Here is a 25,015-nt window from a genome sequence, read left to right as displayed (position 1 = left end):
TCACAACCAAATACAACCGCAGGACACTTGAGAGGGTTAGACGGTTCAAATTTGACTTTATTGGGGCCGCCTGATGGCTTCACTAAGGATCAAAAAATCGACAAACATACATATAGGGTATAGGGAGCGTTAAGAGTCTATATCTTGTGTTTGCAGGTTGGAAAATTCGAAATCTATCTTGGCGAATTCGTCGCTTGGTCCACGAATCCGAAACAATGACGGCGTGATTCTCGTCATCTCGAATCGCCGCAATGCGGCTCAATTTTAGCGGGAACGGGTCAGGTTCCGGTGCGCGGTGGCGCCGATGCAATCGTGCTGCCAGCCCAGGCGAGGTTGTCGCTGAGCTGTGCGAGGATGCTGATAGCGTCCTTCAGGGGCGCGTCGCCGGTCTCGAACTGAAGCAACAAAAGCAGGTCTGTGGCTTTCTCGAACTCGGCCGGAATCCAGTCAGCTTCGGGGTCGATCTCTTCACCCGATTCCAGCCGTTCGGCGAAGTCCTCGACGATTTCCTGACAGCTTTGCAGGAATGCGGCGGGTTGAATCTCCGAGCTTTCGTGAAGATCGTTATAGATGCTGGCAATCGCAGCCAACCAGTCTTCGAGGATTGGATTGTTGAGCGGCGGAAGCGTGGACTCGAGACTCGCATGGACGGTTGCACCTTCGGTTTTCGCCTCCTTGGCGTCCGCCGGGTTCTGCTGTTCGAGGTATGGCAGGAACTCTTGCGACAGATCCCGACGTGCCGCATCCAGATCCTGCTGACGATGGTCCGAAGCGATCTGCAGCACCTGTTCGGCCAGATGCTGCCCGCCGCAGGTTTCCCAAAGCTCGAAATCCGGTTCCGGTTCCTGTTCCATCGCCCGGACCGCCACAGGGGTTCCGATGGGCACGACCGCCCGGAACAGGCCGTCTTTTTCCTTGTTCAATCGGCCCACCACCCGGTCCAGAGCATCGCGAACCGGGGGCAGATCGGCATGGGTGACGGCCAACAGGCTGTTATCCCGCAGTTTTTGTGAGACCTTTGACCACAGATGGCGTTCGGTTTCGCGCCAGGCATTCGTGCCATTGGTGCACCAGATCGCGCAGTCCACATATTTCAGCAATTCCAGCGTCTGATTGTAGGTGTCGTCCAAAGCGCCTGCGCCGGGCAGGTCAAACAACGAGATTTCCTTCAGGGCAGGGGTGTTCAATCCGACCGAAATGAAATCAGGATTGTCAGCCGCCGCTTTTTCTAGGGCGATACCGGAATAAACCTTGGGCTCTTTGTCCCACCAGCCCACCGTGGTCTCGGGTGCGTCGGCATATGCCACGATGACCAGTGGAAGTTTCAGATGCTGTGGTCCCGTCGGCAGGATGTCTGCCCCGGCCAGCATATTGGCGAGGCTGGATTTGCCTGCGCCAAACTCCCCGGCAAAGCCGATGGACACCGCGTTCGACAACCGCTCGGCATGGGCCAGAGCGCGGGCGCGCATCTCATCCAGTTCCGCCGAGGAGGGCTGTTTTTCGGTGACGGTCAAAAAGCGCTCCAGTTGGCGCACTTCTTGCTCGGTTCCGGGGAATTCAATCATTCTGCAGCCTCTGCCTGTCGCGTATCTACGGGTGCGGTGCCGTTCACCGATCCCAGTTCTTCGGTGATGCGGCGCGCCTGGTCAACCGCACGTTGTGCTTCTGCCCGCGCATTTGCACCACCGCCGCTGCGATGTTCCAAATGTCCAGCCAGCAGCGCCAGATAGTGATCCAGAACGGTCTGCAACCGTTCGGTCAGATCGCTGCGGGCGGTGTCCACCAGATCATCACCGATCATCTCGAATTCCTGCACGATCATCCGCTCGGCCCGGTTCAGCACGCTGCGGCGCGAGATCAGGCGTGACAACCATGTCACGCGCAGCTCGACCGTGATGCCGCGGGTCAGGGCACTTGTGTCAGGGCGGAACCACCGCACGGCGCTGGTGTTCATGCGATTATCTACCGGTTCCTGCCAACCGGGCAGGGCGCGCAATGCGGCGTTGCTTTGCATGTCGATGGCGTAAAGTTCGCTCAGCATCCGTTGGCGCACGACCTGCGTCGCCCCTTGCACCAGTTCGCGCATGCGTTCGCGCAGAGGGGTGAAGTTCAGTTCGGTCTCGCCATCTTTGGCCAGCAACGGCGACTGACCATCGGGACCCCGGACCACGATCGAAACCGCCTCGGCCACGGTGTCGTCCATCACGCCGCGCAGATTGGCCAGCACGTTGTCCATGTCCGTGGTGATCGCCTTGGTCTTTTCGGCAACCATTTCGCGCAGTTCGGCCAGCGTCTGGTTGTTTTCTTCGGCATCTGAGGCGTCCGACGTATTCTGCGCCTCGGTCGCGCGCAGATGGGCGGTGCTGCGTTCCAGTTCACCTTGTGCAAAACTGTTCAGGTGCTGCCACGCCATGTGCAGCTGTTCCTGACGCGGACCCTCGGTCAGCGCCTTGGTGACATGGCGGCGCAGATCGGGCAGTCCCGAAGCGATCATGGCGGCAAAGCGCAATACGCCTTCGCGGCTGATCGGGCCGGGACCTTGCTTGATCTCTTCCACCCCCGACAAATACTGCTTCATCTGCTCCGGATGCGCCCGCAGCCAGGCCAGAATCTCATCGTGGTTAATACCGGCCTCATCCCCGGTCAGCGCATAATGCGCCCACTGAGCGCTGCCCATCAGCACATCAATTTCCGAATTGCCAAGCGCCTGTTCCAACCCACCCAACACGTCGGCTCGGACTTTTGTGGCATCCTCGGCCCCGCCGCCCAGTTCGTCGACGCGGTTGATGAACACGACGATCTGACCAAGCTCCAGCGCCTGCATCAGTCGGAACAGTTTCAGATCAGCGCGCGACAGGGCCTGATGCGCGGACAGGACCACGACAAAGAAATCGGATTCCTTGAGGTATTGGCGCGAGATTTCTTCGCGGATCAGCAGCGGGTCATTGACGCCGGGCGTATCCGTCACGGTCACCGGATACGGGAAATGGCCGATGTCGAAATAGACCTCGGCCTTGCGGGTGACATCGCTGTAGAGACCCCGGTCCGAACCCGGATCATGGTCGCCTTCATCGGTGGGATCGTCCCCAGCACAGACGTAGCGCGCCAGATCATCCGAGTTCAGTTCATCCAGATCGTGATGCTGCCCCAGCAGGTGCTTGTAGCTTTCGCCCAAACGCAGCTTGGCGCGGGTTTTCATCGCCTCGACCTGCTCTTCGATCATCTCGCGCTTATAGCTGTCCTCTTCGTCAGGGAACATGTTGCGCAGTTCTTCCCCTTCGGCGATCAGGGCTTTCCATTGACGGTCGTCGAAGAAATGAAACTCAGCCCCCGAGGTCCGGCCCGACGGGTGGCCGAAATGCATGTCGGTGATGACGGTGGTCCAGGGGTTTACATCAGAAGGCAGAAACTCTGCCTGACCTGTGAAGCCATTGATGAGGCGAGATTTACCGGCTTTGATCTGACCAACGAAGGCAATCGACGGTTTGAGATTTGACAGGTCGTCAACGATACGCGAGATGAACTGACGGGTTTCGTCATTGCTCATCTCATTCATGTCTTCAGCGATGCGAATAAGTTCGCGGCGGTTCAGTTCACTCATTAGACTACCCTGGTAACTCGTATTTTAGATTTAGGTTTGTAAAAAGGACACTATTTGGCAGGAACACGGTCATTCGACGGCGGGTTTCAACGATTTCCACAGGCTCACGACAGCGCCGAGTTTGCGGGCGTCATGCACGGCGGCCGCTGTCTTTGCACCATCGCTAATCACTGCAAGGCCGGCACCCTGACCCCCTGAAGGTCGCATGACAATCAATTGCGGTTGCGGCACCGCGTCGATGGCATCCGCCTGCCAGCCGGACAGATCCCAGGCAAAACGGGCCAACAGGTCCTGACCCGGATGGGCGGGCTGATCTTTTGCACAGATACCGTCAAAGGCCGAATCCTCATCCCCGGCGCCAAGCAACACCCGACCCAGCGCGAAACGATTGCAGCCATCGTAGAACTGTTCGGCAACGCCGGATTGTGGGGTCTCGCCGGCCTCCGTCTCGGGTTCGGGGTCCGGTACAATCGACATGCGCGGCTCTTCGGGCAGTACGATTTTGGCGCAGGCCGCCTCGACTTCCGAGAAGGTGATGCCAACATCATCTGCTTCCAGCGCCGTATCAGGCCGCTGTGATACCAGTTCCAATGGCCCGGCAGCCATCGAAATCTCGGACACCAACTGCGCCAGCCGTTCTGTCAGATCAGCCCGCGCCTCGGTCTCAAAATCCGGCACCGGGCCAGAAACGCAACGGAAGACATCCGTGACCCGCGAGCTGTTGACCTCGATCGCCAGAACCGAGCCATCGGCAGCGGTGAATTCCAGCCGCCGGGGCAGGATGGTGCCGCGGATCGCGCTCAGAACCTGGCCTCGTCGAATCTGTGCGCTGTCACCAGCAAGAAAGGTCGCCGGTGACAACCGGGCGACCGACGACCGCCCGATATCTTCGAGCAATTCCAGAATTTCACTATCCATCATGCCGTGACCCCCTCTGGTCCCGTCTAAACCGCTGCCGCTACCGGCCCGAGGCTGAGATGTGATTTCGTAAGCGCAAGCCCGACATTCGCACTGTCACGGCAGATATAGCACACCACGTGATCAGGATATTCCCTTGTCCTGAGAAAGATGTGCAGACGATCATTTGAAAACACCGCGATTTCCCCAAATCCCGGATGCTCCGCATCGTCGATTTCTGCGCTGCGCAACAAATCTTCGAACCCTTTTACCCCGCGGCCCTGAAACAGATTGGCAACCGCAAGGGCCAGTTGATCGAGCGTGTCTGCGCTGTCGTGATCCGAGGTGCTGGTCCCAAGCAACATCCCCGTTTCCATATCGACATACCCGGCTGCAATGCAGTCGGGTATGGTCTCGATGGCCGAGTTCAAGGCGGTGTCAATCGACATGGCATCGCCTCCTGCCCCGAAAATCACTCAGGAGCGCATTAAATCGCATGCCACTCGGCCCCGCTGTTTTCGCCGGATTTTGCTACCGCACGCAGCATTCCGCCATCCTTTTGTTCACGATGCTCACGCGCGATCTCGTCAAACTCGGTCAGGAAAGCGGCAAATGCACTTCTCAGGCCTTTCGCATCCTCTGGCAAAGTGTCCGAGGCTACAATCTCGTTCCACATGGCAACTGCGCTGAGTGGTGTCTCCGAAGTGTGATCAGCCGCGGGGGCTGGTTCGTCCACCACCTCGACCATTGCCTCTTCTGGACCCTCATGCGTCAATGATACAAGCCGAACCGATCTCAGATCATTGGTGTCGGGCTCTGGTTCATAATCTTCCTCTCGCGATTCGGGCTGTTCAGAAAGAAGTGCGGTGATCGAAGACACCGACGCTTCGATATCAGGTGCTGTGACTTCGTCTTCGACAGGGGACAGATCTTCGGCTTCGTCATCTTCCGCAGCCGCTTCCAAATCTTCCGGCTCGTCGGCCTCGGGGCCAAGAACGATCAGCTCGGCCTCTTCTTCATCTTCAAGGTCATCAGCCATGAAGTCGAACTCGTCCACATCGGTGACCGGATGCGCCAACAGGTTGAGATCAAGCAGCTCTTCTTCCTTGTCGGCAAAGAGGGCGCGCAGGTCCTCCTCTGCGGGTTCTGCCTTGGCTTCCATTTCGGCGCGCAGGCGCTCGGCCTCTCCCGCATCGATCCGAGGGCGCTCGGCCTCTTCCGAGCGGCGTTCGACCCGTGCGGGGCGCACCGGGAAGCTGGTGATAACCTCGTTCGAACCTGAGGCCGGATCGACCGGATCAACCAGCTTGAGCGGCGCGTCACCAGTTGGGCGGGCAGGGTGCAAATGTTGAACTTTCGGTGCATCGGGCAAGGATTTGTCGATCTGATAGCGCGCCAGCATATCGGCGCGGTTGTCCATGATCTGTTCAGTGATCTCAAGGAAGCTGTCGACCATCTTGCCACCGCCGCTGCGCGACCAAAGTTCGGCGTCACCGGTCTTGTCGCGCGCCAGAATAGCATCGCGGGCCGAGAACAGGATTGTGCGGTTGAACAGATGTCCGGCTTCGCGGTTCACGCGGCGCAGCACCTTCTGGCGATCTTTCTGATTCAATGCATCCGCACGGGTAACAAGCAACAGCGATTTGTGCTGCAAACGCTCGGGCAATGATACCCAGGTTGCACGTTCAGTTTCGCGCCAGGCCTGGGTCGAGTGCGTGCACCACAACACGCCGTTGGCCTGACCAACCGCGCGCCGCCAGACGTCGGTCGTGATCTTCGGATCCGAGATGCCGGGCGTGTCGATCAGGTCGACGGCTTCGAGGATATCAGCCTCAAGAAAGATGCGGATGAATTGCGCGTCGTTGACACCCACGCTTTCAAGCTGATCCAGCTCGATCGTCCGCGTGCTGCCATCATGGCCGCGCACATAGGCGGGGCGATTGCCCCAACTGAACCAGATCGGTGGCAGCTGCGTTGCCGTGACCTGTGTCGGCAAGGCCTGCTTGCGCAGAAGAAAGTTCATCAATGTCGATTTACCGGCACTGAATTCCCCCATAAGCGCAAACACAGGTTTGCGGCGGGACCACTGCTCGATGCGGTTCCAGGCCTTGGGAGAGACGAAGCGGGTTTTAGATTTTTTTACCATAACTCTTCTTATGCTGCTTCGTTACTAAGGTCTTTCAGGATGTCACCCAGAATGTCGTCACGCGACTTCTGCGGTTTCTGCTCGGCGACCTGCGCCGCAGCCCTGTCTGGCGATTTCGAGATGCTGAGCAGCGTGTCCTTCTGCTCGGCCATGAAATCCATCAGCGCCGCGCGGACGTTCTCCAGAACCGCCGCAATCTGGTTCTCCTCGATATCCTTGGTGATCGAGTTCGCCTCAGACGCGATCAGACGCGTGTAATCCGCAGCATATGCTTCGAACCCTTTGCGACGTTGCCACCATCGCCGCCACCAGGTGCTTTGCAGGTCCAGCGCGATGGTGCGTCCGATCCCCAGCGGTGGCGGAACACGCGGCACAATCGGGGCTTCGATCTTGAACTCACCCAAATGGTTGCCCAACAGTTTCTGATAAAGCGCTTCGACATCCGACGCGGCGGCGGAATACAGCGCTCCTGCGTCTTTCCGCATTGCACGGGCAAAGCTGAAATAGGCCGCTTTCTGAAGGGTCCGAAGGCCCGCGGGATCATATTGCCAAGTGCCCTGCTCGCCGTTCTGTTCCAGATGCGAGATCAGCGAGTCTGTGGCGCGTTTGACAAAATTCGCCTCGGCTGATGTCAGCCGCTCCAGCACTTTGTCACGCAGCTTGGAGGTCAGTTCCGATGCTTTCTTTTCGTATTCAGCGGATACCGTTGCAATCGCGTCTTCCGGCGACACACCATCCAGATCGCGTACAATGCCGTCGGTGTTCGACAGCGTCTTGGCAACCGCCGTGGCCCTGATCTGGCTTGCGATGTTGCGTGCACGATGGCGCACACGATCCAGCAGCCGGGATCCGGCGCCTTCGGCAATGCGTTCGTTCATCGCCAGCAACAGATCGGGCAGACCTGAAAGCGCCCAGATCTTGTCGAGCGACGCCGCCTGATCGCCAAACCCGGCGGCCAGATAGAATGTGTTCAGCGCCTCGCGCGATTCTTCGGTCAGAATATCGGGGTTGCCGGTCAGCGCCGCCTCGGCCCACAGCGCGCTGCCGAAAACGACGCTTGTGTTGGTGTCGATATTGTTCTGTTTCAGCGTGTCCTGAATGCGGTCACGGATCTCGGGCACCTGATTTACGGGATCCGATAGCTCGTCAATGCGGTTCACGAACAGGATGATCTGACGGTTCTCGAACTGCGCGATGATCCGCATCAGCGCCATGTCCATCGTCGACAATGCCTGGCTTGCCGCCAGCACAACCACGCAGACCTCGGAACCGCGCAGACTGCGCAATGTGATCTGCTCGCGCACCATAAAGGTATCGTTGACGCCGGGTGTGTCGCAAAGCTTCAGCGAGATCGGATATTGCGGGATATCCATATAAAGCTCGGCCGATTTCGTGACATCGGCAAAACGTCCCGTCTTGGGATTGATATCCGGATCGTCCTCATCCCCAAGGCAGACATAGCGCTGGATCAGCTCATCATCGAAATAGTCATATTGATGGCTTTGACCCAGAATCAGGTCGAAATGCTTGCCCAGCCGCTCTTCGGACTTCGCTTTCATTTCTTCAACCTGACGGCGGATATCATCCATCTCGTCATCTGCGCCAGCGCGATTGGCAAGCTCGCCAAGCCGACCGCCGCCAACCATCAGGTTGTCCCATTCTTCCTGCTCGAAGAAGGTAAACTTGGATCTGGTATCACCTTCGGTGCGGGTGTTGATGTTCAGCGTGGTTACGACCGAAGTCCACGGGTTTACATCCGAGGGCAAAAGGTTCGGACGCCCCGCCAGAATGTTCACGATCGAGGATTTCCCCGCCTTCACCTGCCCCACAAGCGTTACGCTGGCGGTGAAGCTTTCCATCTTGGTTTTCAGCGTCGCCAGCCGCGCTGAGGAGCGCGCATCCGCCACCTCTGTCAATTGGTCGATCTGCGTCGTCAACGAGGACATCGTCTCTGTCATCTCGGACAGAGCCTCGTTTCCTACCGACAAAAGGTGGTCATTGCGCGCCATATGTTAGCCTCCGGTGCCAGTTGCGGCGATCTGGTCCCCTGCCCCGTCGGGCAAGCAGGCCAAAGTGTCGATACGAGCGATCAGATCCAGCGCATTCCCGAGAATCGCAGCTTCGCTGCTCGGAGAGATTGATTCATACGCCAGAGAATCGGCCAGAACTTCGATCGAGCTGAAGCCCTCTCCGTTTTCCAGGCAGGCCACACGGCGCCCGGTCGGGAAGTTCTGTGATTTATGAGACGGCAGCGGCATGCGGGCATTGGCCAGCAGGTACCGATTGCCGGAATGGGTTCGAAGCGCGATTCCGAAACCCGTGCCAGGATGCTGGCGGTTCAGGGTTTTCAGTTCGCCGATGAAACTTTCACGTGCAAGACTGACAACGTCCTGCTCGGAGGCAGCGGTTTTGATCTGGTTGGTCACGACAGAGACCCTTGTACTGGAGTTGAGCAGAAACTCGTACGGTGCCAGATGGCAAAAAGACTCATTAACTCCTGCGCTTAATCAAGTACGATCACCGCGGTGTTATTTTGACGCGAATAAGATTTTTTGGCGTTTGAAATGTGGCGCAAATGTGGTCGGATCCCATAGAAATGCCTCAACCAAGGGGAGAGCTTTGCTGAAGAACTGGACTTTCGTATCAACGAACCTCGTGGCCGTCAAAATCTTCAAAATTCACCACCTGGTCGTTTGAAGGGAGAGAATGATCTCTATAATAATATTGTTATAACAATATATTACGCCTATCGCCTTTCGCTGTTTTCTATTGTCCTGTCGGGAGGTGGGTTTTCGGAGGGCGGGTTGCATGACAAATCCCCTCGGTATCAAGTCTTTGCAAATCATACCAAATCGTTCCACCTATAGGTGTGGACAATATTGCCCATCACTAGCCTACTGTGGGCAAGGGGGAAACGATAAATTAGGCACCGTGAATCCAGATATTTGTCAGCATAGGTATTCTCTGTTGTCAGAGACGACATCGACCCCGGATATACAAATCGCAGACGAGCGCTTCCTGAAGGCTGCTCCCGCTGAAACAACCGTGGCATTCTCTGTGCTCCTCAATTTCGCTCTATCGGCTAATCTTGGGGGTCACCCAATTTTACCCCTCGCCCTCACTCAAAAGCTTTGCTATGCAGCGCGTCATTGCGGTGCCGCGGCACCGGGTTGCGGGTGTGGCGAAATTGGTAGACGCACCAGATTTAGGTTCTGGCGCCGCAAGGCGTGGGGGTTCAAGTCCCTCCACCCGCACCAAAGTTTCTGAAATTACACGCCGTAGCGCGCCATGAACATATCGACCGCCTGTAACGCGACTTCGTCGATTTCGTCTTGGGTGAAACTGTTTTGAATCCCGAACGCAGCGCGGCCCCACAGACGAACCTTGCAGAGTTCCGAGAACTGTTCGGCGGCCAAATTTACATCCTCAATCGCCAACTCACCCTTGGCGACAGCTTTGGCCAGATATTCCGCCATTTTTTGCTGACCATTTTGCGGGCCAGATTCGTAGAAAGCATTACCCAGGTCGGGAAATCTGTCACGCTCAGCCACACAGATGCGGAAAATTTGCTGCGCAAATTCCGAAACCAGAAAGGCAGTCAATTGCGTCGCGGCGATAGTGAGGACTTCGCGCGCCGGGTTGGTTTCGTCGATCATCGCGATGATACGCTCGGACATCAGGCGGCATTCGGTCTGGACCACTTCAGTAAACAGCAGGCGTTTGTCCGGAAAATAGCTGTACAGCGTCGCCTTTGAGACACCTGCGGCGCGCGCGATATCATCAACGCTCGCGCCTTCGAAACCATCCGCCATGAACACCTCTCGGGCGCCGCGCAGAACCTGATCGAATTTCCGACCTGTGCGCAGGATGGTGGCGGCTTGGGTCATGGTGGCTCCTGATTTGCTGATCTTGCGACTTTATAAACCGGTCGGTTCAGTTTCAATGCTTTTCGCCCGGCTCGCGATTTTGTCACTTGATTCATCAGGGACTGATTGCTTGGCCTTGCCGTGCAAGAAAACCATGCTACGACTTCCGCATGGTCGAGATATTTCTGCGCACCCTGCCCTTCTTTGCAATCATCGGCCTGGGCTTCTGGGCGGGGCGCAGCCGGTTTTTCTCACCCGAAGCAACGGCCTACCTGACCAGGTTCGTGTTTTTCTTTGCGTTGTCGGCGATGTTGTTTCGCTTTTCCGCAACGCTACCGTTCGCCGAGATTTTCGACGGGCGGCTGGTCGTCGGCTATCTGCTGGGCACCCTCGGAGTATACGCACTGGCCACGCTGATCGCATATCTGCGCAGGCTGGATATCCCGACCGCCGCGGTCGAGGCGCAATGCGCGGCAATCGGTAATGTCGGCTTTCTGGGGTTGCCCATGCTGGCACTGTTGTTCTCTGAGGCGGCAATCGGGCCGGTGATGTTGGTTCTGACCGTAGATCTGGTGGTGTTTTCGTCTCTGATTGTGATCCTGATCAACGGCGGGCGCGAAGGTCGTATCAGCGCGAATACCTTGCGTTTGATCGGTCTTGGACTGCTGAAAAACCCTATGATCCTGTCGATATTGGCCGGATTGATTTGGTCGGCTCTGCGCGCACCCATGCCCGCGCCTTTGAACGACTTCCTGACCATTCTGGGGGGTGCGGCCACGCCAGGTGCTTTGTTCGCAATCGGAGCTTCTCTGGCCGACAAATCCGCAGAACGGATACAAATCGCAGGCTGGTTGAGTTTCTGCAAACTGGTGCTGCATCCGCTTTTTGTGGCGATCATGGTGATCTGGCTGATCCCGGTCGCACCCTTCCCGGCCATGGTTGCAATCGCTGCCGCCTCACTGCCGGTGGCGGGAAATGTCTATATGCTTGCAGCTCATTACAATGTGGCCCCTCAACGCGCCTCTGCTGCCATTCTGCTTTCGACCATTGCCAGCATCCTGACCGTGCCATTTGTGATTGGCTGGGTCAGTTCGATCTGATCTTCACCTTTTCGAAAAATATGCACCCCAAAGGTGCTCGGACTTTACGCCAACGCCGCAGAGCGTTAGCCATGGCCCAGACATAATGCAAGGAAACAACCTGATGGAAACCGTTTCGGAAAATGCCTGTTTTGGCGGTGTGCAGGGCGTCTACCGCCATGCCTCCTCGGCCTGCAATTGCGACATGACGTTTGGTCTGTTTCTTCCGGCCGAGGCCAAGGATGGCCCGGTTCCGGTATTGTGGTATCTGTCGGGGCTGACCTGCACGCATGAGAATGCGATGACCAAAGCGGGCGCGCAAAGCTGGGCTGCGGAACAGGGTATTGCGCTGGTGTTTCCCGATACTTCACCACGCGGCGAAGGTGTGGCGGATCATGAGGATTATGATCTGGGTCAGGGCGCGGGCTTCTATGTCAATGCAACGCAGACGCCTTGGGCGCCCCATTTCAAAATGTGGGATTATATTGCCGAAGAGCTTCCTGCGCTTCTGGTCGAGAATTTTGCCATCGATCCCGACCGTCAGGCAATCACCGGGCATTCGATGGGCGGACACGGTGCGTTGACACTGGCGATGAACCTGCCGGGGCGGTTCCGCTCGGTCTCGGCTTTTGCACCGATTTCCAACCCGATGGGCGCGGATTGGGGTCGAAAGCAACTGAGTGCGTATCTGGGCGATGACGAGGCCGCATGGGCGAAACATGACGCTTCGATGATGATGCGCAGCACCGGATTTGACGGCCCGATCCTGATCGACACCGGCGCCAATGACCAGTTCATCGACCTGCTGCGCCCCGAAGCGTTGGCGCAGGCGATTGCCGAACGTCGCCAACAGGCCACTTATCGCCTGCAGCCGGGCTATGATCATTCATATTATTTCGTGTCCACCTTCATGGAGGACCACATCACCTTCCACGCCGAAGCGCTGTACGGAGACTGAGGCATGAGCAAATATGACTATGATCTGATCATCATCGGGTCAGGCCCCTCGGGGCGGTCGGCGGCCATACAGGCGGGTAAATTGCAGCGACGTGTGCTGGTGATCGACCGCAAGAATCGCTTCGGCGGTGTTTCGGTTCATACCGGTACCATCCCGTCCAAGACCCTGCGCGAAACTGTGCTGAACCTTTCAGGCTGGCGCGAACGCAGCTTCTATGGCCGCTCCTATCGGGTCAAAGATCAGATCCGGGCCGAGGATCTGAAAGCCCGATTACACATGACGCTCGATCACGAGGTCGATGTGCTGGAACACCAATTCAACCGCAATCATGTGGAAACTCTGAACGGGCTGGCAAAGTTCACCGGCCCGCATGAGGTCGAGGTTGCTACGGATGCGGGCGAGACCACGCGCCTGACCGCGGCCAAGTTCCTTATCGCCACCGGCACTAAGACATATCGCCCCGATTACGTGCCGTTCAACGGCAAGACCGTCGTTGATGGCGACGATTTCCTGGAGATGGAGGAGATTCCGCGCTCGCTCTGCGTAATTGGTGCGGGCGTGATCGGTGTGGAATATGCCACGATGTTTTCGGCACTGGATGTGCGGGTCACGCTGATCGAGCCGCGCGAGACGTTTCTGGATTTCATCGACAAGACGCTGATCCACGATTTCACTCATCAGATTCGCGAGAACGGCGTCGATCTGCGTCTGGGATCAGCCGTCGAAAAGATCGAGGATGCCGGTACGCATGTCGAGATCACTCTGGACAACGGTCGCCATGTGCGCGCCGAAATGTTGCTTTTTGCGGCCGGGCGCATGGGCGCAACCTCGGCCCTGAATCTGGATGCGGTGGGGATCGAGACGGATCATCGCAACCGTATCAGCGTGGATCGCAAAACCTATCAAACCTCGGCACCGCATATCTATGCCACAGGTGATGTGATCGGGCATCCATCGCTGGCCTCGACGTCTTTGCAGCAGGGGCGCGTCGCAGCGTGTCACGCGTTGGAGACCCCGACCCTGCCGGAGAGCCCTTGGTATCCGTATGGCATCTATTCGGTTCCCGAGATCTCGACCTGCGGCATGTCCGAGGAAGAGTTGCAGGAGCGCGGCATTCCCTATGAGGTGGGCGTGGCGCGGTTTCGCGAAACCTCGCGCGGGCATATCATGGGGTTGGAACATGGAATGCTGAAGATGCTGTTTTCGCTGAAAACCCGCCGGGTTCTGGGCGTGCAGATTGTTGGCGAGGGCGCGACCGAGCTGATCCATATCGCGCAGGCAGTGCTGAACCTGAAGGGTACGGTGGATTACTTCGTGCAGAACACCTTCAACTATCCGACGCTGGCCGAGGCCTACAAGATCGCGGGTCTGGACGCGTTCAACCGGATGCCGATCCCCGAAGAGTTCAAGGTACGTAAATCGGCGACCAAAGCGAAACCGGCGAAACAGGCCAAAGAGGCGTGACCACGCTCTACATTGATGGCGACGCCTGCCCGGTGAAGGCCGAGGCCGAACGGGTCGCGACCCGGCACCGGGTCCCGATGGTTCTGGTGTCGAACGGGGGATTGCGGCCATCGGCGAACCCTCTGGTTCAGGTTGTCATCGTGTCCGAGGGCGCAGACGAAGCCGACAAGTGGATCGCTGAACGCTGCGGCCCGGGCGATGTGGTGGTGACATCCGATATCCCTCTGGCCGCCAAATGCGTTGAAGCCGAGGCAGGGGTGCTGCGCCCCAATGGAGAGCCTTTCACCGCGGCAAATATCGGTCAACAACTGGCCATGCGTGACCTGATGGCCGACCTGCGCGCGGCCAATCCGTTGGGCTCGGGCGGGGGCGGCAAACCCTTTGGCAAGGCGGACCGATCCCGGTTCCTGGACGCGCTCGAGCGCGAGATTCGGGCAGCCCTGCGCCGATAGCTCTCCCGCCGGTCGAAGACGCATCAAAGATGCGCCATCTCCCGTTGGGCCGGGCAGCGCGTTCCGCGCTGCGTTTGGCGCTTGCATATCGGCTCCGGGATTGGTTCAGTCCGTTACAATCTGAACAGGTTAAGCAGGTTCGCATCATGGCCATCAAAGCCGTCATCTTTGACATCGGAAACGTGCTGATCGAATGGCAGCCCGAACGCTATTACGATAGGGTGATCGGCGAAGAACGCCGTCGCGCCATGTTCGCCGAGGTCGACTTGCATGGCATGAACGATCTGGTCGATCAGGGGCACCATTTCACCGACACCATCTATGAATGGGCCGAAAAATATCCCGATTGGCGCGCCGAAATCCGCATGTGGCACGACAAGTGGATCGAGCTTGCGACACCAGAGATACCACACTCGGTCCGATTGCTTCGGGCGTTGCGCGCAAATGATGTGCCAGTTTTTGCCCTCACCAATTTCGGGGTACAGAATTTTGACTACGCTACCACTGTTTATCCGTTTCTGAACGAATTTGACCGGCAATATGTTTCGGGCCGGATGAAAGCTGTCAAACCGCACCAGCCGATTTATGAGATGGTCGAGGCAGATTGCGGTTTAACGCCAGCGACACTGCTTTTTGCGGATGACCGCATCGACAACATCGAAACGGCACGCGCGCGCGGGTGGCAAACGCATCACTTCCAGTCGCCGCAATGTTGGGCGGATCGTCTGGTGGCCGAGGAGTTGCTGTCAGAGGACGAGGCGCGTTGAACATCCTTCAGATACCCTTCGCCGAAGGTGAGGCCAATCTGGATTGGGTTGAGTTGACCGAGGCGTTCGGCAAAGGCCACCAGCGACCGAAGGCACAGATCGAGGATACGTTTCTTTATCGTGGCAAAGACACTTTGTTGTCGCGTTCCGCTTGGGTGGACGGCCTGGGTCTTGCCGTGAAATCAACGACAATATTCCCCGGCAATGCGCAGATCGGACGGCCCGTAATCGATGGGTCAGTCAGCGTGTATGACGACACGGACGGACGGCTTGCCGCTTTGGTTGATTTCTTCCTGGTAACCAAATGGAAAACCGCCGGAGACAGCTTGCTAGGGGCGATGAGATTGGCAAATCCGGAGAGCCGTCGAATACTGATCGTTGGCGCCGGGCCCGTCGCGGAATCTTTGTGCGAAGCCTTTGCGGCCGGTTTTCCCCGCGCTCAAATTTCGCTGTGGAACCGGACAATTGCCAAGGCCGAGATGCTTGCCAAAAAGCTGGGGCATGTCGACGTCGTCTATGATTTGCCGGATGCCGTGAACAGCGCGGATATCGTTGCCACCGCGACGATGAGCACGCAGCCCATCATCCGAGGAGAATGGTTGCGCCCGGGCCAACACCTGAACCTGATCGGAGCCTACAGGCCCGACATGCGCGAGGCGGATGACACCGCCCTCCAGCGCGGGTTGATCTATATGGACAGCTTTGATTCGACAGTTGACTATATCGGCGAAATCAAGACCCCCATCGCCAGCGGAGCCATCTCACGCGATGACCTGATCGCGGATTACTATGCGCTCGATAAGTTCGCGCCTGACCCATCCGCCATTACGGTCTTCAAGAACGGCGGTGGGGCGCATCTGGATCTGATGACCAGCCGCTATATCATCGACAAGTATCAGGCCTGATCAAGCAGCGGCGACCGCGTCAGAGCGGTCCTCGCGGATCGGCAGATGGACGATGGCACTGAACGCTCCGATCCCGATGCCGATCCACCAGACCAGAGTGTAGTCGCCATACTGATCATACATGCGCCCGCCCAGCCAGATGCCCAGAAAGCTGCCGATCTGGTGGCTGAGGAACACGATGCCATAGAGCGTGCCCATATATCTCAGCCCGAACAAATGCGCGACAAGACCCGAGGTGAGCGGAACCGTTGCAAGCCACAGAGAACCCATAGCCAACGAGAAAGCAATCACCGTCATCGGAGTGATCGGGAACAGGATAAAGGCGGCCGCTGCGATGGTGCGGCCTGTATAAACCGTTGCAAGCAAGTACTTCTTAGGGAAGTGGTTGCCGGCCCAACCCGCCAGCAAGGTGCCGCCGATATTTGCAAGACCGATCAATGAAATCGCGACAGCCCCAAGGGCCGAGGTGGTCGTGATGCCAATCGAATGCAGAACGCCCCCGGGTTGGATCGGGCCACACATCTCGGTCACAAAGGCCGGGAAATGTGCCGTGACAAACCCGAGTTGGTAGCCGCAGCTGAAAAATCCGATGGCGATCAGCGCATAGGACGGATCGCGTAGGGCTTTGCCAAGGATTTGTGCCAAGCCCTCTTCCAGCTCCGCTTTCGAGGCAGGTTTTGGGCCGCGCATAAAGGGCAACGTCAGCACCAGCGCCAGTATCGCGACGGCGAAGACAAGAAAGACCTGTTGCCATGGAAGGAATGTCAGCAGCCACTCTGCCGTTGGCGCGCCGATAACCTGGCCAAAACTGCCCGCCGCGGTGACGATGGCCAGCGACATTGAGCGGTTCTGATCGGACGAAGCCCGCCCCACAACGGCCAGCACGACCCCAAAGCCGGTACCGGCTATGCCGAACCCCACCAGCCAGGCGTACGTTTGGTGTTCGAAGGGCGTGACGGACCATGCGCTCAGGACCATACCTGCGGTATAGGTCAATGCGCCCAGAATTATGGCGCGCCGGTCACCGATCTTCTCGGCGATGGCGCCAAAGATCGGCTGCCCGATGCCCCAGGCCAGATTCTGTATCGCTATCGCCATCGAAAAATCGGTGCGCAGCCAGCCGAACTCGTCGGCGATGGGAATCTGAAACACACCAAACGACGCCCGCACCGCAAAACTGACGGTGATGATGATGCAGGCCACGATCAGGATCGGATTCAACAGTCGTGCAGATTGGGGCATGGGGGCTCCGGGGTGTTAGCCCGACGAGAGTAGCGGGCATAGGGGGCGCGTCAATTCAGGAGTTTTGCGACTCCGCTTCAACAAAATTGATGTGTCTGGAAAAAAGGTTTCTTTTCAACACGTGGGTCGGAGGTTATGCGTCAGTTTATGACGGATTTGATATCGCTTTATGAGACGCGCATCGGCGATGGCACGCTGACACGTGATGACGCGCAAGAGGCTGTTTTGCCCCGGTTTGAACGAATCCGCGCGGCGCTGGCGGAACCGGTCAAACGCGGGTTCTTCCGCAAAGCCCCGCCGCCGCCCAAGGGGCTGTATCTTTGGGGCGGTGTCGGGCGCGGCAAATCCATGCTGATGGATATGTTCGTCGAGTCTCTGGGCGATATTCCGGCCCGTCGGGTTCACTTTCACGCCTTCATGCAGGAAATCCACGCCGGGCTGCACAAAGCCCGCGACGAGGGTGTCGAAGACGCTTTGGCACCAGTGGCCGACGCGGTTGTAAAATCGGCCAAGGTGCTGGCCTTTGATGAAATGCAGATCACCGACATCACCGACGCGATGATTGTCGGGCGCTTGTTCGATCTGTTGCACGCGGGCGGTGTTGTGGTGGTCACAACCTCGAACCGCCATCCGGATGAGCTGTACAAGGATGGTCTGAACCGGCAATTATTCCTGCCCTTCATCGCGCATATCAAAGAACAGCTTGAGGTGTGGGAACTGGTTTCACCTACCGACTACCGGCAGAACCGGCTGGAGGGGTCTCCGGTCTATTTCGCGCCGATCGGGCCGGAAGCGCGTGAAAAGATTAGGGCCGTTTGGAACGATCTGTCGGGTGGTCCGGCCGAGCCTCTGGCGTTGCAGGTAAAGGGGCGTGAGGTTGTTCTGCCTGCGTTTCGAAACGGGGTGGCCCGGGCGTCGTTTTATGACTTGTGCGGGCGGATGTTGGGGCCCGGAGATTACCTTGCCGTTGCCGAGGCCGTGAAGGTGCTGGTGCTGGAGGATGTCCCCCGACTGTCGCGCAACAACTTTAACGAGGCCAAGCGTTTTGTGACCCTGATCGATGCGCTGTATGAGGCCAAGGTTCGGCTGATCTGTTCGGCTGCTGCAGAACCCGAAATGCTGTATGTCGAAGGCGAAGGAACGTTCGAGTTTGAACGCACCGCCTCGCGTCTGCGCGAGATGCAGGATCAGAACTGGGGAAGATAGGGGGCTCTGCCCCGTCGCAATCGGCGACTCCCCCGGAGTTTTTTGGCCAGAAGAAGCTTTACCCGTTTTCACGCAGGATATTGCCTGCGAGATAAAGCGAGCCGCAGATCAGGATGCGCGCTTGCGGGTCTTTGTCTGTGATCGCGCTCAAGGCTTCCGCAACGCTGTTTGCGGTGGTGGCGGGCAGATTCACCCTGACTGCGGCTGCGGCCGTATCTTCTGCGCTGAGGGTGTTGGCCTCACCCGGGATCGAAACGGCGGTCAGCGTGTCGGCTTGCACGGCCAATGGCCTGAGATAGCCGGTTACGTCCTTGGTATTGAGCATGCCGCAGATCATATGGGTCGGCTTTTTGGGTAGCTTTGACAGGACATCTGCCAGAGCGAAACCGGCGGCGGCGTTGTGGCCACCGTCCAGCCAAAGCTCGGCCTGAGGGGCCTGTTGGGTCAGCGGTCCTGTTTTCAACCGCTGCATCCGGGCGGGCCATTCGGCGCGGGTGACGGCGGCCTCATACGCGGCGTCTCCCATCTGAAGGTGGCGCAGGACGGCAACGGCAGCGCCGGCATTCTGGATCTGATGCGCACCCAGAAGGTTGGGCAGCGGCAGGTCACGCAGGCCGGTTTCGTCCTGATAGACAAGGCGCCCGTTTTCTTCGTGCACATGCCAGTGCTGTCCATGCACCAGCAGCGGCGCGCCCAGACGGGCGGCGGTGTATTCGATCACCTCCAGCGCCTCGTCCTCTTGCGGGCCCACAACGCAGGTTACACCGGGTTTGATGATCCCGGCCTTTTCAGCGGCGATCTTGCCCAGGGTGTTGCCGAGGAACTGTTCGTGGTCGATCGAGATCGGGGTAATCACCGTCGCTTGGGGCTGTTCGATCACATTGGTAGCGTCCAGACGCCCGCCCAATCCCACCTCAAGCAGCGTGAAATCGGCCTGCGTGCGCGCAAAAGCCAGCAGAGCGGCACAGGTGGTGATTTCGAAATAGGTGATGTTCTCACCATCATTAGCGGCGTAGCATTCATCCAGAATGGCCGTCAGGGCGGGTTCCGATATCAACTCTCCGGCCAGTCGGATACGTTCGTGAAACCGCGCCAGATGCGGTGAGGTATAAGCATGGACCGAGCGCCCTGCCCCCTCAAGCCCCGCGCGGATCATCGCCTGCGTCGAGCCTTTGCCGTTGGTGCCCGCAATATGGATGACCGGGGGCAGCCTTAGCTGCGGGTTGTCGAGCGCCGCCAGCAAACGCCAGACGCGGTCCAAGGTCAGGTCGATGATCTTGGGGTGCAGCGCCATCATCCGGTCAAGGATGACGTCCGAACTCTGGCTGGTCATTTTTCAGCCGTTTCCTCGACGGGGGCTTCCGGAGCGGGCGCGGGCAGATCGCCTTTGACGGCCGGAGGTTGGTTCATCAGCATACGCGTGATGGTTATCAACTCATCGCGCATTTCGGTGCGCTTGGTGACTCGGTCCAACATCCCGTGATCCAGCAGGTATTCGGCGCGCTGGAAACCTTCGGGCAACTTTTCCCGTATAGTTTGCTCGATTACCCGGGGACCGGCGAAACAGATCAGGGCGTTGGGTTCTGAAATATGCACGTCGCCCAGCATCGCGTAAGATGCGGTAACGCCACCTGTGGTCGGGTGGGTCAACACGACGATATAGGGCAGATTCGCCTCTTTCAGCATTTCGACTGCCACCGTAGTGCGTGGCATCTGCATCAGGCTGAGGATGCCTTCCTGCATCCGCGCACCACCTGCCGCCGAGAACAGGATCAGAGGGCGCTTTAGCTTCACCGCCTCTTGCGCGGCGGCGATGATGGCGTTGCCGACATACATGCCCATCGAGCCGCCCATGAACGAGAAATCCTGCGCGGCGGCCACAATCGGGGTGCGGCCAATCTCGCCCACGGCGACCAGCATCGCCTCTTTCTCGCCGGTTTTTTTCTGCGCCGCTTTCATCCGGTCGGGGTATTTCTTTTGATCGCGGAACTGCAGCGGATCATCTTTGGGCGCAGGCACCTCTACCTCGGTGAAAATGCCGCCGTCGAACAGATGGCTGAACCGGTCTCGCGGGGTGATCGCCATGTGGTGATCGCACTGGGTGCAGACATTCTGGTTCTCCGCCAATTCGCGGTGGAACAACATCGTTCCGCATTCATCGCACTTGTGCCAGAGGTTTTCAGGCACTTCCCGGCGCGAGAAGATCGAGTTGATCCGGGGGCGGACGTAGTTTGTGATCCAGTTCATGTCGGAACCTTGCTGAGACTGCGTTGACGTCAAATAAGACGCTGGCGCAGGAATTGCAATCAGCGCCTGAGGACCAGCCGCGCAGTGAGCCACCCGACAATCATGAGCGCAAAGTCGACAAACAGCCAGGGACGGATGGCCTGCGTGTCCGAAGTCTCATATGGCAAGTGATACAGAGCCAGGCCGCTTAGACTGTCAGGCAGTGAAATGACAAGAAGTGCGGCGAAATTGTTGAAGAAATGCAGCGCGATTGCTGGGCCCAGCGTTCCCGATCGGGCGGTGAGATCGGCGGTCAGTAAGCCAAATGCCATCGCCCAGACGGTGATCAGGACAGCGTTGTCGCCAGCCATAGAAGGGTTGTAATGCCCCGTCGCGAACAGAAGTGAGGGCATGAGCATCCAGATCAACGGGGATCGGAACCGTGCAGCCAAACTTTGCTGCAAATAGCCCCGGAACAAGATTTCTTCGGCGCTGGTTTGTATCAGAACGGCGATCAGTGACAGCGGCAACAGGACCAACCATTTCAGCAGCGGTAGATTGGCAACCAGCGGCGCTCCAAAATCGTATGGCGGCAGGATCAGCAGCACAGCCCCCAAACAGGCCAACGCACGCAGGACCAGCCAGAATTGACGGACAGCCACCGCCGGCGGCCCAATCACCGTGGCGAGTGAGCGGTGCTGGATCAATCTTGCCGCAACTGCGACGCCCAGAGTGACGAAGATGAAACTGCTCAGAACCAGCAAAAGCGCAATGGGGGATGAGCCGGTCAGAAACCGAGCAGCCCATTCAGCTGTGCCAAGACTGGCGACCATCGTAAAAAGAACTGCGTTCAACGACAAGATAACCGCAGCAACGATACCCGTACCGACAATCAGGCGCCAAAGCTCGGGGAATTTCCGCGCCTCAGTCAGAAGCACTTGATGAGGCTGATACGCCCCAGGAGACTTGTCAGGTGGCATTTGTCGGCTCGGCGCCCGGCGAAGAGGTTTCTTCGACCGGCAAGGCGTTTGGCGCGCGCATTCGCTCGGCGGCAGAGGTCAGGTAACCTGCAACAGTTTCAAGAAGCTGAACGGCGACGCTTGCGTCACTTTCGATCACGGCGCGCAACTCCTCGGCACCGATCCTCAGAAAGGCGCAGTCTGTCGTCGCTACCAGATCCAGCTGTCGCGGTTCGTTGGTGATAATCGCAAGATCACCGATCAAGCGCCCCGGCTCGACTGTCGAGAGGGTTTCAAGCGCGCCATCCTTGTTCAGCCACTCCAGGCTGGCCTCGCCCGAGATGCACAGATAGGCGGCGTCGGGGGCCTGACCGCGCGCGAACACCACCTGCCCTGCGGCGGCCTCATACCACTGCGCCGAGAAGGCAAGCAGGCGCTGGTTGCGCCCGTCCAGCCGCGAGAACAACTCGGTCGACGAGATGATCTTGAGCTTGCGGCTCAGGTCATCAGAGGAACTGTCTTCGGTTTCGGGCCGTACGCGCGAGACGCCGTCGATGCGGCCATCCTTGACCTCGACAAACAGATCGTAGGCCTCGGGGTGGGCAAAATGATCTTCCATGAAGATCATGATCGCGTCGGGTAGAAGTTCGCGCAGCTTCAACCTTGTGCGCAACCGGCTTTCCGAATCGTGGCTGGCCAACGCCTTGTCGAGGATCAGGATATCGGGACGTTTGATCCCGGCCCGCGAGAATGCGGCGCGTTCCTGAAACACCGTCGGCAGGTTGTTTCCGCCTAATCCCGAGGGCAGATCATAGATGATAGCCGCCGCCCGACGGCGCAATCCAGCCTCGTTCAGGACCTCGGCCACCAGATCTTCGATCTCTTCGGCATGGGCACCGGCCATGATCGAGACCCGACCATACAGCGCGTTTTCCATCGCAGTCAGGCGCGGGACATACAGATCAGGCGTCACCGGTATGAACATCCCGCCCATGGCACTGCGCAACCTTTCGGCCTGGCTCTGGCGGATTGCAAGGATCTTGTCCTTGTATTCTTCGGGGAAGCTGGGTCCGATCTGTTCGGCAGTCAGCATGAAAGGAACGGTCAGCAACAGGGCACGTTCCTGATCATTCAGGGCCTCTTCCCCTTTGGATTTGCGGCGCTCTTCGATGTCGAGCAGGCGGTGATACATGTCTTTCGACAGGCCCAGTCGCAAGAACAGGGGGTGATCTGCGCCGTCGCGCCCGAAGGTCTGGTTCAACGTGTCCAGAACGGCCTCGGCAATGCTCAGCGCGTCATCGTCCAATTCATGTGCGGCCAGCATCGACATGAACCGTCCGTCTCCGGCCAGAATATCAGGCGAAATATCGTGCGAAGGCGCAGCGAACAGAAGATTGCCCCCCAGCGGAACCGCCGGGTTGAAACGGTCCGGATCAAAGCGATAGACGTATTTGTCCAGCCCCCGTTCCTGCAACCGGGTTGCAACGGTTTCACGCAGATTGACAATCTCTTGCGCCAATTCTGGATGAAGCTCTGGGTCAAATTGTGAGCGCAAGGTGCGGCGGAACATGAACTCGTCGATGCCCATCGCCTCGACCAGTTGGAACCACCAATCGCGGATGTCCTCGATATCATCAAGTCCCGCGAGCCCCGGATCGATCCATTCGTCGCTGAGCGAATCCGGTGGATTGCCTGCGCGAACAGCCTCGATCTGGCGACGGCTGGGCACTTTCAACGCGTCTTCTTCATGTTGCGGATGTGTTCGCAGCGGCATCAACAGATTGTCGCCCAGCGTCCCGTCAAACAGATAAGGCCGCGAATAGGCATAGCCGATCCGGGCGGCAATGACGGATTGGTGCAGATCGTTCAGATTGTGACCCGCCAGAACAACTTCACCCTGAGCCGGAAGCAGCTCTCGGGTCAGCAACTGCGCAAGCGCGCTGCGCTCGGCTGCGTGGGTCGATTGAATCGCCACGCGCGCGCCACAGGGAATGGTCAGGTCAATGTCTTCAAGGATGGTTTTGCCATCGTCATCACGCACTGTGACATTGCGCAGCTCGATATCGCCGTGCAGACGTGGAATTGACTCAGGGACACCCTCGAACAGACTTTCGGGGATCATGTTCGACGGCGCAAACCGCTCGGTCACGATTTCCCAGCGCAGCGACATGTCCTGCACCTGATTGTAGTAGGTCAGCAGATCCTTCCACGGGCCGCTGAGGTCCTTATATGCGCCCAGAGCGGCCACCAGCGCGCCCACTGTCACCTCACCCGTGATCGCCAGATAGCCGCCCACCGAGTAGAACAGGAACGGAGTCATCTGAGTGATCAGATTGTTGAGGAACTTCATGAAGAATTTCTTGTTGTAGATCTTGAACCGGATCTCGAACAAGGTGCCCAGACGATGGCTGAACTGCGCCAGACGATAGCGCCAGCCGCCATTGGTGCGCAGGTCACTGATCCCGGCGGCGCTTTCACCGATTTCCGAACTTAGGCGCCGGACCTCTTGAATCCGGTCCTTGTTCAGCAGGTTGATCTGCCGTTGCAACTTGGGAATCAGCCATGCCTGCAGGGGGATCAAGGCAATACTGGCCAGCCCGAACCAGACACTTTGCATGAACAGGAAGGTGACGATGGTCATCATCTGCCCGAATTGGAACACCGGCTGCGCAATGGCGTCGCCCATCAACCCGCCCATCGGCTCGGCCTCGGAGGTAATCATCGAGACCAGCTCGCCCTGGCTTGTTGTCGCGAAATAGGATTTCGGGAAGCGCATGGACCGGCTGATCAGGGTAAAACGCAGACGGCGCAGCATCCGTTCGGCCAGAACGCCCTTCATGGTGTTGATGCGCATCTTCATCAGGCCGCTGGCGATCACGGTGGCCAGAAAGGCAAAACACAGGATCATCAGATACTGAATCTGGGTTACCGTGAAGCCGAACACCGTTACCGTATCCGCAGGCGCACCAATCGCGTCATTGATGATCTGTTTTGGTAGTTCAAGCGAGGCGTAGAGAAAGGGAAACGACAGGACCGTCAGGACCAGCAGCACCATCTGCTGCTTCTTCGAATACTTCCAGATGAATGAAAATAAGGTGGGTTCCATACACCTGCCTCGTCCTGAAATTGAATGATCCAAAGGCGATGCGCAACATTCCCGCGATCAGAGAGCCGAAGGTAAGCGTCGGCATGACCTATTGCAAGAATGAGTGCGCGCGTGTCCAGCGATTCGAGACTGAGATCGCAC

General features: G+C 58.2%; 20 protein-coding genes and 1 tRNA gene. 8 read left to right on the top strand and 13 right to left on the bottom strand.

The features are described from left to right. Nucleotides 1–278: 278 nt before the first annotated feature. From ACR3E4_RS20500 to ACR3E4_RS20470, 7 genes are all read right to left on the bottom strand, one after another. Entirely contained in the window at nucleotides 279–1,565 is a 1,287-nt protein-coding gene (locus ACR3E4_RS20500) for a dynamin family protein (protein WP_480531154.1), read from the bottom strand. Beyond that, a complete protein-coding gene (locus ACR3E4_RS20495) occupies nucleotides 1,562–3,601 on the bottom strand; it encodes a dynamin family protein (RefSeq protein ID WP_480531152.1) in 2,040 nt (679 codons plus the stop codon). Before ACR3E4_RS20495 ends, ACR3E4_RS20500 begins: the two co-directional genes overlap by 4 nt. Nucleotides 3,602–3,670: 69 nt before the next feature. Beyond that, nucleotides 3,671–4,522, bottom strand: a complete 852-nt coding sequence (locus tag ACR3E4_RS20490) for a hypothetical protein (RefSeq protein ID WP_480531150.1) — start codon at nucleotides 4,520–4,522, stop codon at nucleotides 3,671–3,673. Nucleotides 4,523–4,545: 23 nt separating this feature from the next. Further along, nucleotides 4,546–4,947: a hypothetical protein gene (locus ACR3E4_RS20485; RefSeq protein ID WP_480531148.1), complete on the bottom strand. Its 402-nt coding sequence runs from the start codon at nucleotides 4,945–4,947 to the stop codon at nucleotides 4,546–4,548. Nucleotides 4,948–4,985: 38 nt separating this feature from the next. Next, nucleotides 4,986–6,644, bottom strand: a complete 1,659-nt coding sequence (locus ACR3E4_RS20480; protein WP_480531146.1) for a dynamin family protein — start codon at nucleotides 6,642–6,644, stop codon at nucleotides 4,986–4,988. A gap of 8 nt (nucleotides 6,645–6,652) precedes the next feature. Beyond that, entirely contained in the window at nucleotides 6,653–8,653 is a 2,001-nt protein-coding gene (locus tag ACR3E4_RS20475) for a dynamin family protein (protein WP_480531144.1), read from the bottom strand. Nucleotides 8,654–8,656: 3 nt separating this feature from the next. Further along, on the bottom strand, nucleotides 8,657–9,070 hold the full coding sequence (locus ACR3E4_RS20470) for a hypothetical protein (protein WP_480531142.1): 414 nt from the start codon (nucleotides 9,068–9,070) through the stop codon (nucleotides 8,657–8,659). Nucleotides 9,071–9,816: 746 nt separating this feature from the next. On the opposite strand from ACR3E4_RS20470, the gene ACR3E4_RS20465 reads away from it, so the two are divergent. Continuing rightward, nucleotides 9,817–9,901, top strand: a tRNA-Leu gene (locus ACR3E4_RS20465). 12 nt (nucleotides 9,902–9,913) lie between these two features. Here ACR3E4_RS20465 and ACR3E4_RS20460 read toward each other — a convergent pair. Continuing rightward, nucleotides 9,914–10,531, bottom strand: coding sequence for a TetR/AcrR family transcriptional regulator (locus ACR3E4_RS20460; protein WP_480531139.1), 618 nt, complete (start codon nucleotides 10,529–10,531; stop codon nucleotides 9,914–9,916). Between the two features lie 149 nt (nucleotides 10,532–10,680). Between ACR3E4_RS20460 and ACR3E4_RS20455 the strand changes: the two genes are divergently transcribed. From ACR3E4_RS20455 to ACR3E4_RS20430, 6 genes are all read left to right on the top strand, one after another. Further along, a complete protein-coding gene (locus tag ACR3E4_RS20455; RefSeq protein ID WP_480531137.1) occupies nucleotides 10,681–11,610 on the top strand; it encodes an AEC family transporter in 930 nt (309 codons plus the stop codon). A gap of 103 nt (nucleotides 11,611–11,713) precedes the next feature. Then, entirely contained in the window at nucleotides 11,714–12,547 is an 834-nt protein-coding gene (gene fghA / locus ACR3E4_RS20450; RefSeq protein ID WP_480531135.1) for an S-formylglutathione hydrolase, read from the top strand. A gap of 3 nt (nucleotides 12,548–12,550) precedes the next feature. Then, complete coding sequence (sthA, locus tag ACR3E4_RS20445) at nucleotides 12,551–14,011, top strand: Si-specific NAD(P)(+) transhydrogenase (protein WP_480531133.1); 1,461 nt, start codon at nucleotides 12,551–12,553, stop codon at nucleotides 14,009–14,011. Beyond that, nucleotides 14,008–14,463 (top strand): YaiI/YqxD family protein, encoded by a 456-nt coding sequence (locus ACR3E4_RS20440; protein ID WP_480531131.1) that lies wholly within the window; start codon nucleotides 14,008–14,010, stop codon nucleotides 14,461–14,463. Before sthA ends, ACR3E4_RS20440 begins: the two co-directional genes overlap by 4 nt. A gap of 146 nt (nucleotides 14,464–14,609) precedes the next feature. Further along, nucleotides 14,610–15,230 (top strand): HAD family hydrolase, encoded by a 621-nt coding sequence (locus ACR3E4_RS20435; RefSeq protein ID WP_480531129.1) that lies wholly within the window; start codon nucleotides 14,610–14,612, stop codon nucleotides 15,228–15,230. Then, nucleotides 15,227–16,135: an ornithine cyclodeaminase family protein gene (locus ACR3E4_RS20430; RefSeq protein ID WP_480531127.1), complete on the top strand. Its 909-nt coding sequence runs from the start codon at nucleotides 15,227–15,229 to the stop codon at nucleotides 16,133–16,135. The genes ACR3E4_RS20435 and ACR3E4_RS20430 overlap by 4 nt, the downstream gene beginning before the upstream one ends. Here ACR3E4_RS20430 and ACR3E4_RS20425 read toward each other — a convergent pair whose 3' ends face one another. Next, the gene (locus ACR3E4_RS20425; protein WP_480531125.1) at nucleotides 16,136–17,377 is read right to left on the bottom strand and encodes an MFS transporter; all 1,242 of its coding nucleotides are present in this window, start codon (nucleotides 17,375–17,377) and stop codon (nucleotides 16,136–16,138) included. Nucleotides 17,378–17,524: 147 nt separating this feature from the next. Between ACR3E4_RS20425 and zapE the strand changes: the two genes are divergently transcribed. Next, entirely contained in the window at nucleotides 17,525–18,583 is a 1,059-nt protein-coding gene (gene zapE / locus ACR3E4_RS20420; RefSeq protein ID WP_480531123.1) for a cell division protein ZapE, read from the top strand. 58 nt (nucleotides 18,584–18,641) lie between these two features. On the opposite strand, the gene ACR3E4_RS20415 is transcribed toward zapE, so the two are convergent. From ACR3E4_RS20415 to ACR3E4_RS20400, 4 genes are read right to left on the bottom strand one after another with little or no spacing between them, the layout of a single operon-like run. After that, nucleotides 18,642–19,916, bottom strand: a complete 1,275-nt coding sequence (locus tag ACR3E4_RS20415) for a bifunctional folylpolyglutamate synthase/dihydrofolate synthase (protein ID WP_480531121.1) — start codon at nucleotides 19,914–19,916, stop codon at nucleotides 18,642–18,644. After that, on the bottom strand, nucleotides 19,913–20,830 hold the full coding sequence (gene accD, locus ACR3E4_RS20410; protein ID WP_480531119.1) for an acetyl-CoA carboxylase, carboxyltransferase subunit beta: 918 nt from the start codon (nucleotides 20,828–20,830) through the stop codon (nucleotides 19,913–19,915). The genes ACR3E4_RS20415 and accD overlap by 4 nt, the downstream gene beginning before the upstream one ends. Before the next feature lie 59 nt (nucleotides 20,831–20,889). Beyond that, nucleotides 20,890–21,789, bottom strand: a complete 900-nt coding sequence (locus tag ACR3E4_RS20405; protein WP_480531117.1) for a CPBP family intramembrane glutamic endopeptidase — start codon at nucleotides 21,787–21,789, stop codon at nucleotides 20,890–20,892. Then, nucleotides 21,779–24,874: an ABC transporter transmembrane domain-containing protein gene (locus ACR3E4_RS20400; protein WP_480531115.1), complete on the bottom strand. Its 3,096-nt coding sequence runs from the start codon at nucleotides 24,872–24,874 to the stop codon at nucleotides 21,779–21,781. The genes ACR3E4_RS20405 and ACR3E4_RS20400 overlap by 11 nt, the downstream gene beginning before the upstream one ends. Between the last annotated feature and the right edge of the window lie 141 nt (nucleotides 24,875–25,015).

The organism is Ruegeria sp. AP11, assembly GCF_056535865.1.
Note: the sequence above shows the minus strand (reverse complement) of the source record. Positions and strands in the feature narration are given on the sequence as shown.

What these genes read in the sequence shown, in the direction of transcription:
- ACR3E4_RS20500 (WP_480531154.1), bottom strand. Translation starts at nt 1,565, where the DNA reads ATGATTGAATTCCCCGGAACCGAGCAAGAAGTGCGCCAACTGGAGCGC.
- ACR3E4_RS20495 (WP_480531152.1), bottom strand. Translation starts at nt 3,601, where the DNA reads ATGAGTGAACTGAACCGCCGCGAACTTATTCGCATCGCTGAAGACATG.
- ACR3E4_RS20490 (WP_480531150.1), bottom strand. Translation starts at nt 4,522, where the DNA reads ATGATGGATAGTGAAATTCTGGAATTGCTCGAAGATATCGGGCGGTCG.
- ACR3E4_RS20485 (WP_480531148.1), bottom strand. Translation starts at nt 4,947, where the DNA reads ATGTCGATTGACACCGCCTTGAACTCGGCCATCGAGACCATACCCGAC.
- ACR3E4_RS20480 (WP_480531146.1), bottom strand. Translation starts at nt 6,644, where the DNA reads ATGGTAAAAAAATCTAAAACCCGCTTCGTCTCTCCCAAGGCCTGGAAC.
- ACR3E4_RS20475 (WP_480531144.1), bottom strand. Translation starts at nt 8,653, where the DNA reads ATGGCGCGCAATGACCACCTTTTGTCGGTAGGAAACGAGGCTCTGTCC.
- ACR3E4_RS20460 (WP_480531139.1), bottom strand. Translation starts at nt 10,531, where the DNA reads ATGACCCAAGCCGCCACCATCCTGCGCACAGGTCGGAAATTCGATCAG.
- ACR3E4_RS20455 (WP_480531137.1), top strand. Translation starts at nt 10,681, where the DNA reads ATGGTCGAGATATTTCTGCGCACCCTGCCCTTCTTTGCAATCATCGGC.
- fghA (WP_480531135.1), top strand. Translation starts at nt 11,714, where the DNA reads ATGGAAACCGTTTCGGAAAATGCCTGTTTTGGCGGTGTGCAGGGCGTC.
- sthA (WP_480531133.1), top strand. Translation starts at nt 12,551, where the DNA reads ATGAGCAAATATGACTATGATCTGATCATCATCGGGTCAGGCCCCTCG.
- ACR3E4_RS20435 (WP_480531129.1), top strand. Translation starts at nt 14,610, where the DNA reads ATGGCCATCAAAGCCGTCATCTTTGACATCGGAAACGTGCTGATCGAA.
- ACR3E4_RS20425 (WP_480531125.1), bottom strand. Translation starts at nt 17,377, where the DNA reads ATGCCCCAATCTGCACGACTGTTGAATCCGATCCTGATCGTGGCCTGC.
- zapE (WP_480531123.1), top strand. Translation starts at nt 17,525, where the DNA reads ATGACGGATTTGATATCGCTTTATGAGACGCGCATCGGCGATGGCACG.
- ACR3E4_RS20415 (WP_480531121.1), bottom strand. Translation starts at nt 19,916, where the DNA reads ATGACCAGCCAGAGTTCGGACGTCATCCTTGACCGGATGATGGCGCTG.
- accD (WP_480531119.1), bottom strand. Translation starts at nt 20,830, where the DNA reads ATGAACTGGATCACAAACTACGTCCGCCCCCGGATCAACTCGATCTTC.
- ACR3E4_RS20405 (WP_480531117.1), bottom strand. Translation starts at nt 21,789, where the DNA reads ATGCCACCTGACAAGTCTCCTGGGGCGTATCAGCCTCATCAAGTGCTT.
- ACR3E4_RS20400 (WP_480531115.1), bottom strand. Translation starts at nt 24,874, where the DNA reads ATGGAACCCACCTTATTTTCATTCATCTGGAAGTATTCGAAGAAGCAG.